The organism is Mesorhizobium sp. 01N446, from assembly GCF_056399285.1.
The window spans coordinates 113112-126798 of the sequence record NZ_JBFTRA010000007.1 but is presented as its reverse complement, the minus strand read 5'-3'; the positions used below and the strand labels follow the sequence as shown (position 1 = coordinate 126798).

Here is a 13687-nt window from a genome sequence, read left to right as displayed (position 1 = left end):
CATTACCAAGGCTCTAGGCGTTGCCGTAGGTCTCGAACAGCACGCCGGCCAGCGCGTCCTTGGCCGAGGTTCCCGACCAGACGACGAACTGGAAAGCCTGGAAATAGCACTCGCAGGCCTCAAGCGCCGAGGACAAAAGCACCTCGACCTGCTGGCTCGACGGCTCGACCCCGCCGGCCAGTAGCAGCGACTGGCGGAACATGATCGCGCCTTCCTGCTCCCAGAGGTCGAAATGCCCGAACAGCATCTGCTCGTTGATCAGCGACAACAGCCGCATCACTTCCAGCGCGCGGGTCTCCGGCACCTTGATATCGAAGGCGCAGGCCAGATGCAGAGCCTCGAAATCCTCCATCCAGGAGAAGGAGACGTGATAGTCGGTCCAGCTGCCGGCGACCGAGATCGAGATTTCATCGTCGCCGGCCCGTTCGAAGGACCAGTCATTGTTGTGGGCCACCTGCTCGATAACATCCACCGGATGGATTTCGCGGGAGAATTCGAGTTCGAGAAGTTCCATGGAATGCTTCCTGTGTTCAGGGGGAGCGCCTCACGCTCCGCGGGGCACACACGACGAACAATCTGATCTAGAACTCGGACGGCCAGGACTTTACTTCGCGCCAAAGACTACATCTCGACGCAAAGACCCCAGACCGGACCCCACCGCCCGGCCGCATGACCCTGCTTCGAATCATGCAACAAATTCAGTCTATTGATCGGGAGTCGCGTGAACAGCCCAATTTTTCGCACTGCGTCATTCGCATGTGGAAAGGCGCTGTCACAAAGATTCATGCAATGCCGTTAAGCGATTCACGGCAAAGCGATTTTCAGGCTCGGACTATGTGGAAAAGTTTAACGATTATTTTTTTGCGCGGGGCTTCGCCGCCGCCGCTGGTGCGGCATCACCGGCGAGTTCTGCGAGCTTGGCCTCGAGCGCTTCGATGCGGGCGGCAAGCCTGGCATTCTCGTCCCTGGCCTTGGCGGCCATCTCGCGCGCGGCCTCGAATTCCTCGCGCTGCACCACGTCCATCGAATTGAGGATACGCTCCGCCTGGCCCTTGAAGGCCGTCTCGACCTCGCGGCGCACGCCCTGCGCGGCGCCGGCGGCGTCGGTCATCAGCTTGGCGAATTCATCGAGAATGCGGTTCGGTCCGGTCGACATGGCAAATCCTCGCTTTGCTCGAAATGACGTAGTGGCGCGGGGCGAGGAATGCAAGAACGTTGAGGGCCGGTGCGGCCTCTGCGTTGCTATGGCGCATGGCGATGCCATGCCAATGCGAAGCTTTCAGATGGTCCCAAGCTGTACTTGAGGACGCCAAATCGCCTACTGTGTGGCCATCACGCAGTGCTGCGGCACGCTCCAATCAGGGTCACCCAATGGCAACGCCCCCGCGCCGACCGACAAACCCATTCGCAGCCGCCGAAGCGGCCTTCAAGCCGGTCAAGAAGCCGGCAGCGCCCGTTCGCGAAGCCTCGACCGCACCGAATGTGCGCGAGCTTGTCTCGATCCGGATCGACCGCGCCGTGCTCGACCATTTCCAGGAAGACGGCCCAGGCTGGCAGGACAGGATCAACGACGCATTGCGGCAGTGGGTGGCCGCCAAGGGCTGATCTCACCATTCACGGCGCGATGGCTCGCAGTGGATTCGTCGCGGCACTTGACGGCGACCACCTTGCCTTGACCCTGCCAAAACCCTGCCGCATGGTCCGCGCCCGAACGCGACCGCAACCGAGAGCTCCCCGTTGAACGAATATTTCCTGCTGCCGCTGGCCTCGTTGCCCTTCCCCAACATCAACCCGATCCTCATCCAGATCGGGCCGCTGGCGGTGCACTGGTACGGCGTCGGCTATATCGTCGGCATCCTGTTTGCCTGGTGGTATGCCAAGCGTCTCGCCGCCAATCCGAAGCTGTGGCCTGACGGCATCCTGCCGATGAAGCCGGAGGACCTCGACGACTTCATCGTCTGGGCGGCGATCGGCGTGGTCCTTGGCGGGCGCACCGGCTACGTGCTGTTCTACGACCTGGCGCGCTACATCGAGCACCCGCTCGACATCTTCGCCGTCTGGCAAGGCGGCATGTCGTTCCATGGCGGCCTGCTCGGCGTGATCCTCGCCATGACGCTGTTTTCCATCAAGCGCGGCATCCGCACCTGGTCGCTGTTCGATGTCGTGGCCGCCGGCGTGCCGGTTGGGCTCGGCCTGGTGCGCGTCGCCAACTTCATCAATTCCGAGCTTTGGGGCCGGCCGACCGACGTGCCCTGGGCGATCGAATTCCCCAATGGCGGGCCGTTCACCCGCCATCCCAGCCAGCTCTACGAAGCCCTGCTCGAAGGCCTTGTGCTGTTCCTGGTCCTGCGCATCCTCACCCATTCGCGCCTCAAGCTGAAGACGCCGCGCTTCGTCGGCGGCGCCTTCATCTGCGGCTATGGCCTGTCGCGCATCTTCGTCGAGTTCTTCCGCGAGCCCGACCAGCAGCTCGGCTATCTCCTCGGCACCAACTGGCTGACCATGGGCATGATCCTGTCCACGCCGATGGTTCTGGCCGGCATCTGGGCGATGGCGACGGCAAAGCCGGTGACGCAAGCGCAGCCGCAGGCGACATGACGCGGCTGAAGACCCGCATCGTCGACCTGATCGAGGCGCTCGGCCCTCTTCCGATCAACGAATACATGGCAATGTGCCTGTTCGACCCGACGGACGGCTACTACACGACACGCGAACCCTTCGGCGCCGCCGGCGACTTCGTCACCGCGCCGGAGATCAGCCAGATGTTCGGCGAACTCGTCGCCGTCTGGCTCTACCAGGCTTGGGCAGCGATTGGCCGGCCGATGCCGGTCACCATCGCCGAGATCGGCCCCGGTCGCGGCACGCTGATGAAGGACATGCTGCGCACCCTGTCGCGGCTCGATCCTGACCTGGCCAATGGCGCTGCATTCGCCATGATCGAGACCAGCCCGCGCCTGGCCGAGACCCAGAAACAGACGCTCGGCGCGACGCCCTTCGCGGTTCGCTGGCACGAGACCATCGAGACCTTGCCCGATCAGCCGTTGCTCATCGTCGGCAACGAATTGTTCGACGCCGTGCCGATTCGTCAGTTCGTCCGCGCCGGCGCCAGCTGGCGCGAGCGCATGGTCGGCCTCGACGACCAGAATGTCCTTTGTTTCTTCGCCGGCGCCGGCTCGGTCGACCCGACGCTGCTGCCCGTCGATGCGGCTGAAGCGCCGCAAGGCGCGATCGTCGAGGTGGCGCCGGCCCGCACCGCCCTGATGGCGGCCATTGCCGAGCGCATAGCTCGAAACGGCGGCGCCGGGCTGTTTCTCGACTATGGTCATCTCCGGCCGGGTGTCGGCGACACGCTGCAGGCCTTGCGCAAGCACAATCACGAAGATGTGCTGGCCAATCCCGGCGAGGCTGATCTCACCTCGCATGTCGATTTCGCCGCCCTTGCCGCGACCGTGCGCGCGCATGGCCTCGACGTCCATCTGTCGACACAAGGCAGTTTCCTGCTCGGCATGGGCATTCTCGAGCGTGCCGGCCGGCTTGGCGCCGATGCCGGCCAGGCGGCCCGCGACAAGATATCAGGCGATGTCGAACGACTTGCCGGGCCGCAAGCCATGGGCGAGCTGTTCAAGGTGCTTGCCTTGCTGCCGCGCGGTGTGCCGATCCGGCCCTTCACCACGGCGGATTGACTTTTCACTGCTGCCCCTCCCAATCTCCCGTCCGGCAAAAGAGCGGCCGAACCGCCAGCCGCCTTGCTTCCGGACTTTTTCTTGACGAAACCGACCACACGGACAACAACGCCCGCATGCTGAATCAGACCAAACCGGATCCCATTCGGTCGCCGCTGCTGGACAAGGCGCTGGCACAAGGCATCCGCCACGGCTATTTCACCCGCACCGGCGGCGTCTCGACGGGCATCTACCAKGGCCTCAACATCGGCACCGGGTCGGATGACGACAAGGCGCTGGTGGCCGAGAACCGCGCCCGTGTCGCCGCCTGGATGGGCGTTCCGGCGAACCATCTTTTGACCGCCTGGCAGGTCCATTCGCCCGACGTCGTCGTCGTGAACGAGCCTTTTGCCGGCGAACGGCCCAAGGCCGATGCCATCGTCACCGACCGTCCGGGGATCGCCATCGGCGCCTCGACAGCCGACTGCGGCCCGGTGCTGTTCGCCGACGCCGGGGCGCGCGTCATCGGCGCAGCGCATGCCGGCTGGAAAGGCGCTTTTACGGGCGTGCTGGAAAACACAATTGCCGCCATGGAAAGCCTGGGCGCCCGGCGCGAAAACATCGTCGCCGTGCTCGGCCCCTCGATCGGCCCCGACAATTACGAGGTCGGGCCGGAATTCGTCGCCCGTTTCGTCGAGGCCGACGCGGAAAACATCGGCTACTTCGCGCCCTCGGCCACATCAGGCCACGCCATGTTCGACCTCAACCGGTACACGGTCGACCGGCTCGTCAGGGCCGGCGTGACCGCTGAAGGCCTCGGCCGCTGCACCTATGCCGAGGAAGGTTTGTTTTACTCCTACCGGCGCACCACGCACCGTGGGGAACCCGATTACGGCCGGCAGGTTTCGGCCATCGTTTTGGAGAGTGAATAATGGCGCTGCATTTTGAACGATCGGAATTTGACGCGCGACGCGACCGGCTGATGATCGAGATGGCCGAGAAGAAACTCGACGCCATCCTGCTGTTCGCACAGGAAAGCATGTACTGGCTGACCGGCTACGACACGTTCGGCTTCTGTTTCTTCCAGTGCCTGGTGGTCAAGGCCGACGGCTCGATGGTGCTTCTGACCCGCTCGGCCGACCTGCGCCAGGCGCGCCACACCTCGATCATCGACAACATCGTGCTGTGGACCGACCGCAACGGCGCCAACCCGGCGGTCGACCTGCGCAATCTGCTCAACGACCTCGATCTGCTCGGCGCGCGCATCGGCGTCGAATACGACACCCATGGCCTGACCGCCTTTAATGGCCGCCGGCTGGACGAGCAGCTGCAGACCTTCGGCCAGATCGCCGATGCCTCCGGCATCGTCGGCCGGCTGCGCCTGTTCAAGAGCCCGGCCGAGATCGCGAAGGCCGAGAAGGCCGCCAACCTTTCCGACGACGCGCTGGACGCGGCGCTGCCGCTGATCAAGCAGGGCGGCGACGAGGCCCTGATCCTTGCCGCCATGCAAGGCGCGGTCTTTGCCGGCGGCGGCGACTATCCGGCCAACGAGTTCATCATCGGTTCGGGCGTCGACGCGCTGCTGTGCCGCTACAAGGCCGGCCGCCGCAAGCTCACCAAGAACGACCAACTGACGCTCGAATGGGCCGGCGTCTTCCATCACTACCACGCGCCGATGATGCGCACCGTGCTGACCGGCAAGGTGTCGAAGCGCCATCAGGAACTGTTCGACGCCGCGCGCGCCGCCCTTCTCGCGGTGGAAAAGGCGATGACGCCGGGCAACACGTTCGGCGACGTCTTCGACGCGCATGCCCGCACCATGGAGGCGCACGGCCTGACCAAGCACCGGCTGAATGCCTGCGGCTACTCCGTCGGCGCCCGCTTCACGCCGTCCTGGATGGACATGCCGATGTTCTACCAGGGCAATCCCGAGCCGATCGCGCCGCATATGACGCTGTTTGCCCACATGATCATCATGGATTCCGAGACCGAGACGGCAATGACGCTTGGCCGCACCTACCTGACCACCGAATCCCAGCCGAAGCCGCTTTCCCGCCATGATCTCGACTTGATCGTACAGTGAATCCATAATGGGAGGCGTTCTTCGCCAAGGAGTTAGAAGGCAAATGAGACGATCGCATGTGACGACCGTGTCATTGCTTGTGGCATTGGCTGTTGCCTCCTGCACCAACGCAAAGGACGTTCTCGAACCTTCCGCCATCACCCCGCCGGCGACTTCGGGGCCGGTAGCGCCGGGCAGTACGGCGGCCACGGCTCCCGCGCCTGCGACCACCACGGCGGGGGCGCCCGCAACCACCACGTCGCCGCTCACCTCGGCCCAAAGTGCCGCCGTCCTCGCCAAGACACGGCTGCAGATCGCGCCGATCGTAGGCGCTTCGGTGGAGGCCGCGACCCCGCTGACGGCGGAACTGCAGACGCGCGCCAGGCAGCGCGGCATCACGCTTGCCGGCAGCGCCGACCAGACCGCGACCCATGTGCTGAAGGGCTATTTCTCGGCGATTTCGGAGGGCAAGGACACCACCGTCATCTATGTCTGGGACGTCTACGACCCCTCAGGCAACCGCCTGCACCGCATCAACGGCCAGATGAAGGCGCCTTCGGTCAATTCCGGCGCGGGCGCCGGCGCCGACAGCTGGAAGGGCGTCTCGCCGGCCACCATGCAGGCGATCGCCGACCAGACCATCGACCAGTTCGCGGCATTTCTGGGCGGCAAGGCTGGCTAGCAAGGCATGCTCAAGTGTTGCCTCTCGGCGATGGCACGAAGCTTTCTTCAGCTTAGCCGGCGGATTCCCGATCTCGGCGCTTGCAATACCAGCGCGGGCCGCTAAAAGCCCGATTAAAAGGTGCGGGAGAGTCTGTCAGGCCTTCCCATCCCCCACCAGGAACGGTGCATGAAACTCTTCGCGGGCAATTCCAACAGGGTGCTGGCCGAAGCGGTCGCCCGCTATCTCAACATCCCGCTGGGCAAGGCCAGCGTCAGGCGCTTCGCCGACCAGGAAATCTTCGTCGAAATCCAGGAAAACGTGCGCGGCGAGGATGTCTTCATCCTGCAGTCGACCTCGTTCCCGACCAACGATCATTTGATGGAACTGCTCATCATGATCGACGCTTTCATGCGCTCCTCGGCCAAGCGCATCACAGCGGTGATTCCCTATTTCGGCTATGCCAGGCAGGACCGCCGCGCCTCCGGCCGCACGCCGATCTCGGCCAAGCTGGTCGCCAACATGATCACCCGCGCCGGTGTCGACCGCGTCCTGACACTCGACCTGCATGCCGGCCAGATCCAGGGTTTCTTCGACATCCCGACCGACAATTTGTTCTCGGTGCCGGTGATGGCCCGCGACGTGAAGGCGAAATACAAGCAGCTCGGCAATGTCGTGGTGGTGTCGCCCGATATTGGCGGCGTGGTGCGGGCGCGTGCGCTGGCCAAGCGCTTCGACGCGCAGCTCGCCATCGTCGACAAGCGCCGCGAGCGTCCGGGCGAATCGGAAGTGATGAACATCATCGGCGCGGTCGCCGGCAAGGATTGCCTGCTGATCGACGACATCGTCGATTCGGGCGGCACGCTGTGCAATGCCGCCGATGCGCTGCTGGCCAATGGCGCCACCAGCGTCACCGCCTATATCACCCATGGCGTGCTGTCGGGCGGTGCCGTGGCCCGCATCAGCGGCTCGAAGCTGCAGGAACTGGTGATCACCGATTCCATCCAGCCGACGCAAGGTGTGCTCGACGCGCCGAACATCCGCGTCATCTCGATCGCCGACCTGATGGGCGAAGCCATCTCGCGCACGGCAACCGAGGAATCGGTGTCGAGCCTGTTCGACTAAAGCGGACTCCCCCTTTTATCCGCCCATCGCCTGCATCGCACCGCGAGCAGAGGTTTCCTTACGCGCTCACCATGGCATACTGCCCGTCCAGACAATGGAGGAGGTGCATATGCCAATCCGGCGAAGGACTTTGCTTGGGCTTGCCGTTTCCGTCGCGGCTCTCTTTTCGGCGCCGATAGCCTCTGCCGCCGATTTTCCGGACCGGACCATCACGATGGTTGTTCCCTTTTCCGCCGGCGGCTCCACGGACCTGGTCGCGCGCCTCGTCGCCAACAAGATGTCCGAAAACCTCGGCCAGCAGATCGTCGTTGAAAATGTCGGCGGCGCCGGCGGCAGCATCGGCGCGGCCCAGGTCGCCCGTGCCGACCCGGACGGCTACACAATTTTGATGGGCACGGTCGCGACACACGCGCTCAACCCGCTCATCCTGAAGACCAAGCCCTACGATGCGGAGAAGGATTTTGCTCCCATATCGCTGCTTGTGCTGGTCCCGAACGTCCTGGTCGTGAACCCGCAATTTCCCGCCAAGGACGTCAAGGAACTGATCGACCTGCTGAAGAAGGACCCGGAAAAATACGCTTACGCCTCGTCAGGCAACGGCACCCCGCTGCATCTCTCCGGCGAGCTTTTCAAGACGATGGCCGGCGTCAGCATGCAGCACATACCCTACAAGGGCGCCGGGCCGGCCCTGAACGACGTCATCGCCAATCAGGTGCCGATGATGTTCGACAACCTGCCGTCTTCATCGGGGCATATCAAGGGCGGGACGCTGAGGGCCCTGGGCGTCACCACCAAGGAGCGCGTGCCCTCCTTCCCCGACGTCCCGGCAATTGCCGAGACCATTCCCGGCTATGAAACCTACAGCTGGAACGCCCTGTTCGCGCCCGCGGGCACCCCGCCGGACGTGATCGAGGTTCTGCACAAGGCGGCAGCCAAGGCGCTGCAGGATCCCGATGTGATTGCGCGCATGGGCCAATTCAGCGCCTCGATCGTGGCCTCCACTCCGGAAGAACTGGCAACGCATGTGAAGGCTGAGCTCGCCAAGTGGGAGCCGATCGTCAAGGCCAGCGGCGTTCAGATGGATTAGGCGTCGATGCACGCTCCGGCGCTGCTCACTACGGCGCCGGGGCCTCGAGGCGTGGCGGGGTCCGCCTTATGCCTTCGCTATTGTCTCGCGCGCCGCGCATATAGCCGCGCGGCGACGAGCCCAGCATGCGCTTGAACATGGTGATGAAGGCCGGCACGCTGTCATAGCCCAGGTCGAGCGCCACCCGGGTGATCGGTTCGCCATCGGCGAGCCGCGGCAGCGCCGCGAACAGGCAGGCCTGCTGGCGCCATGTCGACAGCGACAGGCCGCTCTGGCGCTGGAAGGCGCGGGTGAAGGACCGCCGGCTCATGCCCGCGGCGTCAGCCCATTCGTCGATCGTCGCATGCGGCGAAGGGGCAGCGACAAAGCGGCGGCACAGCGCCGCCAGCTTCGGATCGGACGGGAACGGCAGGCCGAGCGGCCGCTCCGGCAAGGTCGGGATCTCATGCAGCAACAGCTTCATGATCAGCCCGCCGCGCCCTTCCAGCTCGCCGCCTTGCGGCAGTTTCTCCGATTCCACGATCAGGCTGTGCATCAGCTCGGTGACACCGACGACGCGCAAGCCTTCCGGCAGGCCGGGAATCGCGCCCGGCATGACATAGACCGAGCGCATCGAGACGTCACCCAGCATCTCGACCGAATGCTCGATGCCGGCCGGAATCCACATTGCGTGGTCTGGCGGCACCATCCAGCGCCCGTGCCGTGTCGTCACCAGCACAACACCAACCAGCGCGTGCAGCAATTGGCTGCGCCTGTGGCGATGTTGCGGCACGTGGTAGCCGTCGGGATATTCGGTCGGCAACGCCACCGCCGGGCCGGCGACCTCCTCCAGCCATTGCCAGCGGCTCCGGTGCAATTGGCCGAGATCGGCATTGCCGGCGCGGAAGATTTCCCTGCCATGCGGCATCTTGTATGGCCCACTTGCGAAACTATTGGACCAAACCACGAAAGAAGTCGCGCGGCAAGCAGCTTATAAGGCAACCGTCCCTAGGGCGGCCGCAGGAGCGTCCGCCAGATTGCCCGCGGGCGTGCCCGCCAAAAAGACCACGGAGCCTGCCTTGACCGATACGACAGCCGCCAGCGTCGCGTCACCAGCGACCGCCAGTCACACTTCCGCCCAGGCGACGGCCTTCACCGTCATCCTGGCGGTGAGCTTCTGCCATTGCATCAACGACATCATGCAGTCGCTGCTATCGGCCATTTATCCGCTTCTGAAACAGAATTACGGCCTCGATTTCTGGCAGATCGGCCTGCTGACCTTCACCTTCCAGGTGACGGCGTCCTTGCTGCAGCCGGTGATCGGCATGATCACCGACAAGCGGCCGATGCCCTATTCCCTGCCCTACGGCATGGCCTCGTCGCTGATCGGCCTGGTCGTGCTGGCCTATGCCGGGCACTACTATCTGCTCTTGATCGGCGCCTCGCTGATCGGCATCGGCTCGGCGATCTTCCATCCCGAATCCTCGCGCATCGCGCGCTTTGCTTCCGGCGGCCGTTTCGGCCTGGCGCAGTCGCTGTTCCAGGTCGGCGGCAATTTCGGCCAGTCGATGGGGCCGTTGCTGGCCGCCTTCATCGTCGTGCCGTTCGGCCAGACCAGCATCGCCTGGTTCGCCGTCGGCTCGCTGATCGGCATCGTCGTTCTGTGGCAGGTCGGCGGCTGGTACAGCCGGCTGCGCGCCGCGCAAGGCACCCGCAAGGCGGCAAGCTTCGTCTCGCCCTTCCCTCGCCGCAAGGTGATGTGGGCATTGATCGTGCTGACCCTGCTGGTGCTGAGCAAGAACGCCTACATCGCCAGCCTCGCCAGCTACTACACCTTCTACTCCATCCATAAATTCGGGGTGTCGGTGCAGATGAGCCAGGTGATGCTGTTCCTGTTCCTCGGCGCATCGGCGCTGGGCATCCTGCTCGGCGGTCCGTTCGGCGACCGCTATGGACAGAAGGCGATGATCTGGTTCTCGATCGTCGGCGTGCTGCCCTTCACGCTGGCGCTGCCCTACGCCAATCTGGAATGGACGATGGTGCTGACCGTGCTGATCGGGCTGATCCTGTCGTCGGCCTTCTCCAACATCGTCGTCTTCGCGCAGGAACTGGTGCCGGGCCGCGTCGGCATGATCGCCGGCATCTTCTTCGGCTTCGCCTTCGGCATGGGCGGTATCGCGGCCGCCGTGCTCGGCGTCGTCGCCGACATGAAAGGCATCGATTTCGTCTTCCAGATCTGCTCGTATCTGCCGTTCCTGGGCCTGCTGACCGTGTTCCTGCCGAACATGAAGGAAGCCCGGAAGGCGCAGGCAGCAGCCTAGCTTCGCCTGCCCCTGAATTGATACGGAAAGGCACCCGCCAAATGGCGGGTGCCTTTTGCGTTCTCAGAGACCCTACGCCTTGAAGAAGGCCAGAAGGTCGGCGTTGATGACATCGGCGTGGGTCGTCGCCATGCCGTGCGGGAAGCCCTTGTAGATCTTGAGCTCGCCCTTCGTGAGCAGCTTGATCGACAAGAGCGCCGAGTCGGCGATCGGCACGATCTGGTCGTCGTCACCATGCATGACCAGCACCGGCACGTCGATCGCCTTCAGATCCTCGGTGAAGTCGGTTTCCGAGAAGGCCTTGATGCAATCATAATGCGCCTTTGTGCCGCCCATCATGCCTTGGCGCCACCAATTGTCGACGACGCCCTGCGAAACCTCGGCGCCGGGGCGGTTGAAGCCATAGAAGGGGCCGGCCGGAACGTCGCGGAAGAACTGGGCGCGGTTGGCCGCCTGGGCAGCGCGAAAGCCGTCGAAGACCTCGATCGGCAGGCCGCCGGGGTTGGCAGCCGTCTTGAGCATGATCGGCGGCACCGCGCCGATCAGCACCGCCTTGGCGACGCGGCCGCCCGAGCCGTATTGCGCGACATAGCGCGCCACCTCGCCGCCGCCTGTCGAATGGCCGACATGGATGGCATTCTTGAGGTCGAGATGCGCCGCCAGTTCAGCGACATCGGCGGCGTAGGTGTCCATCTCGTTGCCGATATCGGTCTGCGTCGAGCGGCCATGGCCGCGCCGGTCATGGGCGATGACGCGGTAGCCCTGTGCCAGGAAGAACAGCATCTGGGCGTCCCAGTCGTCGCTGCTCAACGGCCAGCCATGATGGAAGACGATAGGCTGGCCGGTTCCCCAATCCTTGTAGAAAATCTGCGTGCCGTCCTTGGTGGTGATCGTGCCGCTGCCGGAACCGGATTTCGTCTGCGAAGCCATCTCAATCTCCTTTGATTGTTTTCGCGATAAACAATATCGCGATATCTATATGGCTAGCGCAGCCTTGAAGCCTTGTCTACAAAAATGTATATCGCGATATCATTTTTCGTGGTACATATTTCGTGATTAATCGGCAAAGGAATGTGTCGTGCCTCTCCCGTTGGACAATCAGCTCTGCTTCACGCTCTACGCCACCTCGATGGCGATCAACCGCACCTACAAGCCTATGCTGGACGAGATGGGGATCACCTATCCGCAATATCTCGTGCTCAACGCGCTGGGTGAGGCCGACGGCATGTCGGTCGGCAGGGTCGCCCATCGGCTCGCCCTGGAATCGAGCACCGTCACCCCGCTGGTGAAGCGCATGGAACAGGCCGGGCTGGTCACCCGCCAGCGCAGCCAGGCCGACGAGCGCCAGGTGCAGGTTGACTTGACACCAGCCGGGCGCGCGCTGCTCGTCCAGTGCAATTGCCTCAACGAGACCTTGATCGAGCGCTCGGGCATGACGCTGGCTGAGCTTGATGCCCTGAACCGGCAAATCCAGGCGCTGCGCGTTGCGCTGAACGGCGATCGGTAGCCACCGGTGGAGCTTGAGTGCCTCGACGCGGCACGAAGATCGATCGCGCCGCTTTTCGTGGGGAGCATGCAGGCTGGCACGAGACGAATTCGAGCATGAGGGTTTGCGGGGAATTGACCTGCAGGCCCTTGCTTCTGCTATAGGGTACGGCGCGAGCAATGCTGTGGCGAAGATGAGATGAAGAAGACGTTGGCGCCGGAAAATGGCGCGTCCGTCATGCACGCCCAACCCCTTCGTGTCTTGACCCTTCTGGTGCGTCACGGCACCGAGAAGTATCCGACCGCATGGCAGGACTTGCGAGCCATGTTCGCCCGCCAGATGCCGGACGTTGCGCATAGCATGCTGGTGATCGACAATTCGCTGCCGGTCGGTCACGGCGCTGATTTGGACAGCGGGGTCGAACTGATCGGCGCGTCGAACGAGGATTGGGAATTCTCCGCCTGGGACTGCGGCATCAAGCATACCGCCGCCAAGCTTCATCACTATGATCTGGTTCACCTGGCCACTTCGGCTTTCGCGGCATCCGAATCTGACCATCTCAAATTGATCGATGATGGCTCGTTGCGGTCGTTGCTCGGCTTGCAGGGAGCGTTAGGTTGCATTGATGCTCGCCGCGAGGCCTTCTCGGTTTTCGGAGTCCGTTCGCAGGCCTGGCTCCGCAGTTCGTTCATCCTGATGAATCCGCGGCAACTCAGCAGCCTGGGATCCCTGGTGAGCGTTGGCAGGGACGCGCCGATTTTCAGCGGCAACCCTCGACAGCCCTTCCGTGATGACGCACCAATCTCGCAAGCATATCAGCAGTTTTTGCGGCATTGGCTCACCGGCGACAGAGCTGGCAAGGAGGTGATCTGGCATTCAAGGTTCGATCTTACGCCTGAAACGCTGCCGTTTTTCGAAAAGAAGGCCAGGGCTATTCTCAATGAGCTGATGCTCTCCAACCGGTTGCTGGCCAATGGATGCGCGCTTGTCGACATGACATGGCTGGCGCAGAGGGTTCGGGCGGCGAGCACGGAATCCGAGAATGATATTCCGGACTGGCGCGTGCAAGTCAGCTCTCGGGCGCGACCCAAACGCACATGGACCCAAAAGCTCCACCGCTGGTTCTCCAAACATATGTCGCGGCAATGAAGACTGCCTCCCCTGGATGCCTTTCACCCTTCCAGCCCAACCGCTTGCGCCTCTCGCTGCCTTCCGCTATAGAGCCGCCACCCGCGTAGACACCCTTGGAGGCAACGCGGCGGAAGGCTGCCTTCCCTTGTGATCCCGAACAAAGCTCCGTCTCG

General features: G+C 63.6%; 15 protein-coding genes. 11 read left to right on the top strand and 4 right to left on the bottom strand.

Features of this window, described 5'->3' with window-relative positions:
• Window positions 1-13: 13 nt before the first annotated feature.
• Window positions 14-514, bottom strand: coding sequence for a type III secretion system chaperone family protein (locus AC1DPX_RS24330; RefSeq protein ID WP_013893499.1), 501 nt, complete (start codon window positions 512-514; stop codon window positions 14-16).
• Window positions 515-853: 339 nt separating this feature from the next.
• Window positions 854-1156, bottom strand: a complete 303-nt coding sequence (locus AC1DPX_RS24325; protein ID WP_027055368.1) for an accessory factor UbiK family protein — start codon at window positions 1154-1156, stop codon at window positions 854-856.
• A 215-nt stretch (window positions 1157-1371) separates the two neighbouring features.
• Here AC1DPX_RS24325 and AC1DPX_RS24320 point away from each other — a divergent pair, with 215 nt between their 5' ends.
• The 8 genes from AC1DPX_RS24320 to AC1DPX_RS24285 all read left to right on the top strand — a co-directional run bounded on the left by AC1DPX_RS24320 (window position 1372) and on the right by AC1DPX_RS24285 (window position 8597).
• On the top strand, window positions 1372-1605 hold the full coding sequence (locus tag AC1DPX_RS24320; protein WP_477239915.1) for a BrnA antitoxin family protein: 234 nt from the start codon (window positions 1372-1374) through the stop codon (window positions 1603-1605).
• A 132-nt stretch (window positions 1606-1737) separates the two neighbouring features.
• Window positions 1738-2598, top strand: coding sequence for a prolipoprotein diacylglyceryl transferase (gene lgt / locus AC1DPX_RS24315; RefSeq protein WP_477239914.1), 861 nt, complete (start codon window positions 1738-1740; stop codon window positions 2596-2598).
• Window positions 2595-3683, top strand: coding sequence for a class I SAM-dependent methyltransferase (locus AC1DPX_RS24310; RefSeq protein WP_477239913.1), 1089 nt, complete (start codon window positions 2595-2597; stop codon window positions 3681-3683). Before lgt ends, AC1DPX_RS24310 begins: the two co-directional genes overlap by 4 nt.
• Before the next feature lie 116 nt (window positions 3684-3799).
• Window positions 3800-4594 (top strand): peptidoglycan editing factor PgeF, encoded by a 795-nt coding sequence (gene pgeF, locus AC1DPX_RS24305; protein WP_477239912.1) that lies wholly within the window; start codon window positions 3800-3802, stop codon window positions 4592-4594.
• Window positions 4594-5745 carry a M24 family metallopeptidase gene (locus AC1DPX_RS24300; RefSeq protein WP_477239911.1) on the top strand — a complete coding sequence of 384 codons (1152 nt, stop codon included), beginning with the start codon at window positions 4594-4596 and terminating at the stop codon, window positions 5743-5745. Before pgeF ends, AC1DPX_RS24300 begins: the two co-directional genes overlap by 1 nt.
• A gap of 43 nt (window positions 5746-5788) precedes the next feature.
• Window positions 5789-6406: a hypothetical protein gene (locus AC1DPX_RS24295; RefSeq protein ID WP_477239910.1), complete on the top strand. Its 618-nt coding sequence runs from the start codon at window positions 5789-5791 to the stop codon at window positions 6404-6406.
• A gap of 168 nt (window positions 6407-6574) precedes the next feature.
• Complete coding sequence (locus tag AC1DPX_RS24290; protein ID WP_019860650.1) at window positions 6575-7510, top strand: ribose-phosphate pyrophosphokinase; 936 nt, start codon at window positions 6575-6577, stop codon at window positions 7508-7510.
• A gap of 94 nt (window positions 7511-7604) precedes the next feature.
• Window positions 7605-8597 carry a Bug family tripartite tricarboxylate transporter substrate binding protein gene (locus AC1DPX_RS24285; protein ID WP_477239909.1) on the top strand — a complete coding sequence of 331 codons (993 nt, stop codon included), beginning with the start codon at window positions 7605-7607 and terminating at the stop codon, window positions 8595-8597.
• Window positions 8598-8625: 28 nt separating this feature from the next.
• Here the strand turns inward: AC1DPX_RS24285 and AC1DPX_RS24280 are convergent, their stop codons facing one another.
• Window positions 8626-9504: an AraC family transcriptional regulator gene (locus AC1DPX_RS24280; protein ID WP_477239908.1), complete on the bottom strand. Its 879-nt coding sequence runs from the start codon at window positions 9502-9504 to the stop codon at window positions 8626-8628.
• Between the two features lie 151 nt (window positions 9505-9655).
• Here AC1DPX_RS24280 and AC1DPX_RS24275 point away from each other — a divergent pair, with 151 nt between their 5' ends.
• A complete protein-coding gene (locus AC1DPX_RS24275; RefSeq protein WP_202358223.1) occupies window positions 9656-10897 on the top strand; it encodes an MFS transporter in 1242 nt (413 codons plus the stop codon).
• Between the two features lie 72 nt (window positions 10898-10969).
• Here the strand turns inward: AC1DPX_RS24275 and AC1DPX_RS24270 are convergent, their stop codons facing one another.
• A complete protein-coding gene (locus AC1DPX_RS24270; RefSeq protein ID WP_477239907.1) occupies window positions 10970-11827 on the bottom strand; it encodes an alpha/beta fold hydrolase in 858 nt (285 codons plus the stop codon).
• A 148-nt stretch (window positions 11828-11975) separates the two neighbouring features.
• On the opposite strand from AC1DPX_RS24270, the gene AC1DPX_RS24265 reads away from it, so the two are divergent.
• Together AC1DPX_RS24265 and AC1DPX_RS24260 are read left to right on the top strand one after the other, a co-directional pair.
• Window positions 11976-12404, top strand: a complete 429-nt coding sequence (locus AC1DPX_RS24265; protein WP_477239906.1) for a MarR family winged helix-turn-helix transcriptional regulator — start codon at window positions 11976-11978, stop codon at window positions 12402-12404.
• A gap of 177 nt (window positions 12405-12581) precedes the next feature.
• The gene (locus tag AC1DPX_RS24260; RefSeq protein WP_477239905.1) at window positions 12582-13532 is read left to right on the top strand and encodes a hypothetical protein; all 951 of its coding nucleotides are present in this window, start codon (window positions 12582-12584) and stop codon (window positions 13530-13532) included.
• Window positions 13533-13687: the final 155 nt, after the last annotated feature.

What these genes read in the sequence shown, in the direction of transcription:
- AC1DPX_RS24330 (WP_013893499.1), bottom strand. Translation starts at nt 514, where the DNA reads ATGGAACTTCTCGAACTCGAATTCTCCCGCGAAATCCATCCGGTGGAT.
- AC1DPX_RS24325 (WP_027055368.1), bottom strand. Translation starts at nt 1,156, where the DNA reads ATGTCGACCGGACCGAACCGCATTCTCGATGAATTCGCCAAGCTGATG.
- AC1DPX_RS24320 (WP_477239915.1), top strand. Translation starts at nt 1,372, where the DNA reads ATGGCAACGCCCCCGCGCCGACCGACAAACCCATTCGCAGCCGCCGAA.
- AC1DPX_RS24310 (WP_477239913.1), top strand. Translation starts at nt 2,595, where the DNA reads ATGACGCGGCTGAAGACCCGCATCGTCGACCTGATCGAGGCGCTCGGC.
- AC1DPX_RS24300 (WP_477239911.1), top strand. Translation starts at nt 4,594, where the DNA reads ATGGCGCTGCATTTTGAACGATCGGAATTTGACGCGCGACGCGACCGG.
- AC1DPX_RS24295 (WP_477239910.1), top strand. Translation starts at nt 5,789, where the DNA reads ATGAGACGATCGCATGTGACGACCGTGTCATTGCTTGTGGCATTGGCT.
- AC1DPX_RS24290 (WP_019860650.1), top strand. Translation starts at nt 6,575, where the DNA reads ATGAAACTCTTCGCGGGCAATTCCAACAGGGTGCTGGCCGAAGCGGTC.
- AC1DPX_RS24285 (WP_477239909.1), top strand. Translation starts at nt 7,605, where the DNA reads ATGGAGGAGGTGCATATGCCAATCCGGCGAAGGACTTTGCTTGGGCTT.
- AC1DPX_RS24280 (WP_477239908.1), bottom strand. Translation starts at nt 9,504, where the DNA reads ATGCCGCATGGCAGGGAAATCTTCCGCGCCGGCAATGCCGATCTCGGC.
- AC1DPX_RS24270 (WP_477239907.1), bottom strand. Translation starts at nt 11,827, where the DNA reads ATGGCTTCGCAGACGAAATCCGGTTCCGGCAGCGGCACGATCACCACC.
- AC1DPX_RS24260 (WP_477239905.1), top strand. Translation starts at nt 12,582, where the DNA reads ATGAAGAAGACGTTGGCGCCGGAAAATGGCGCGTCCGTCATGCACGCC.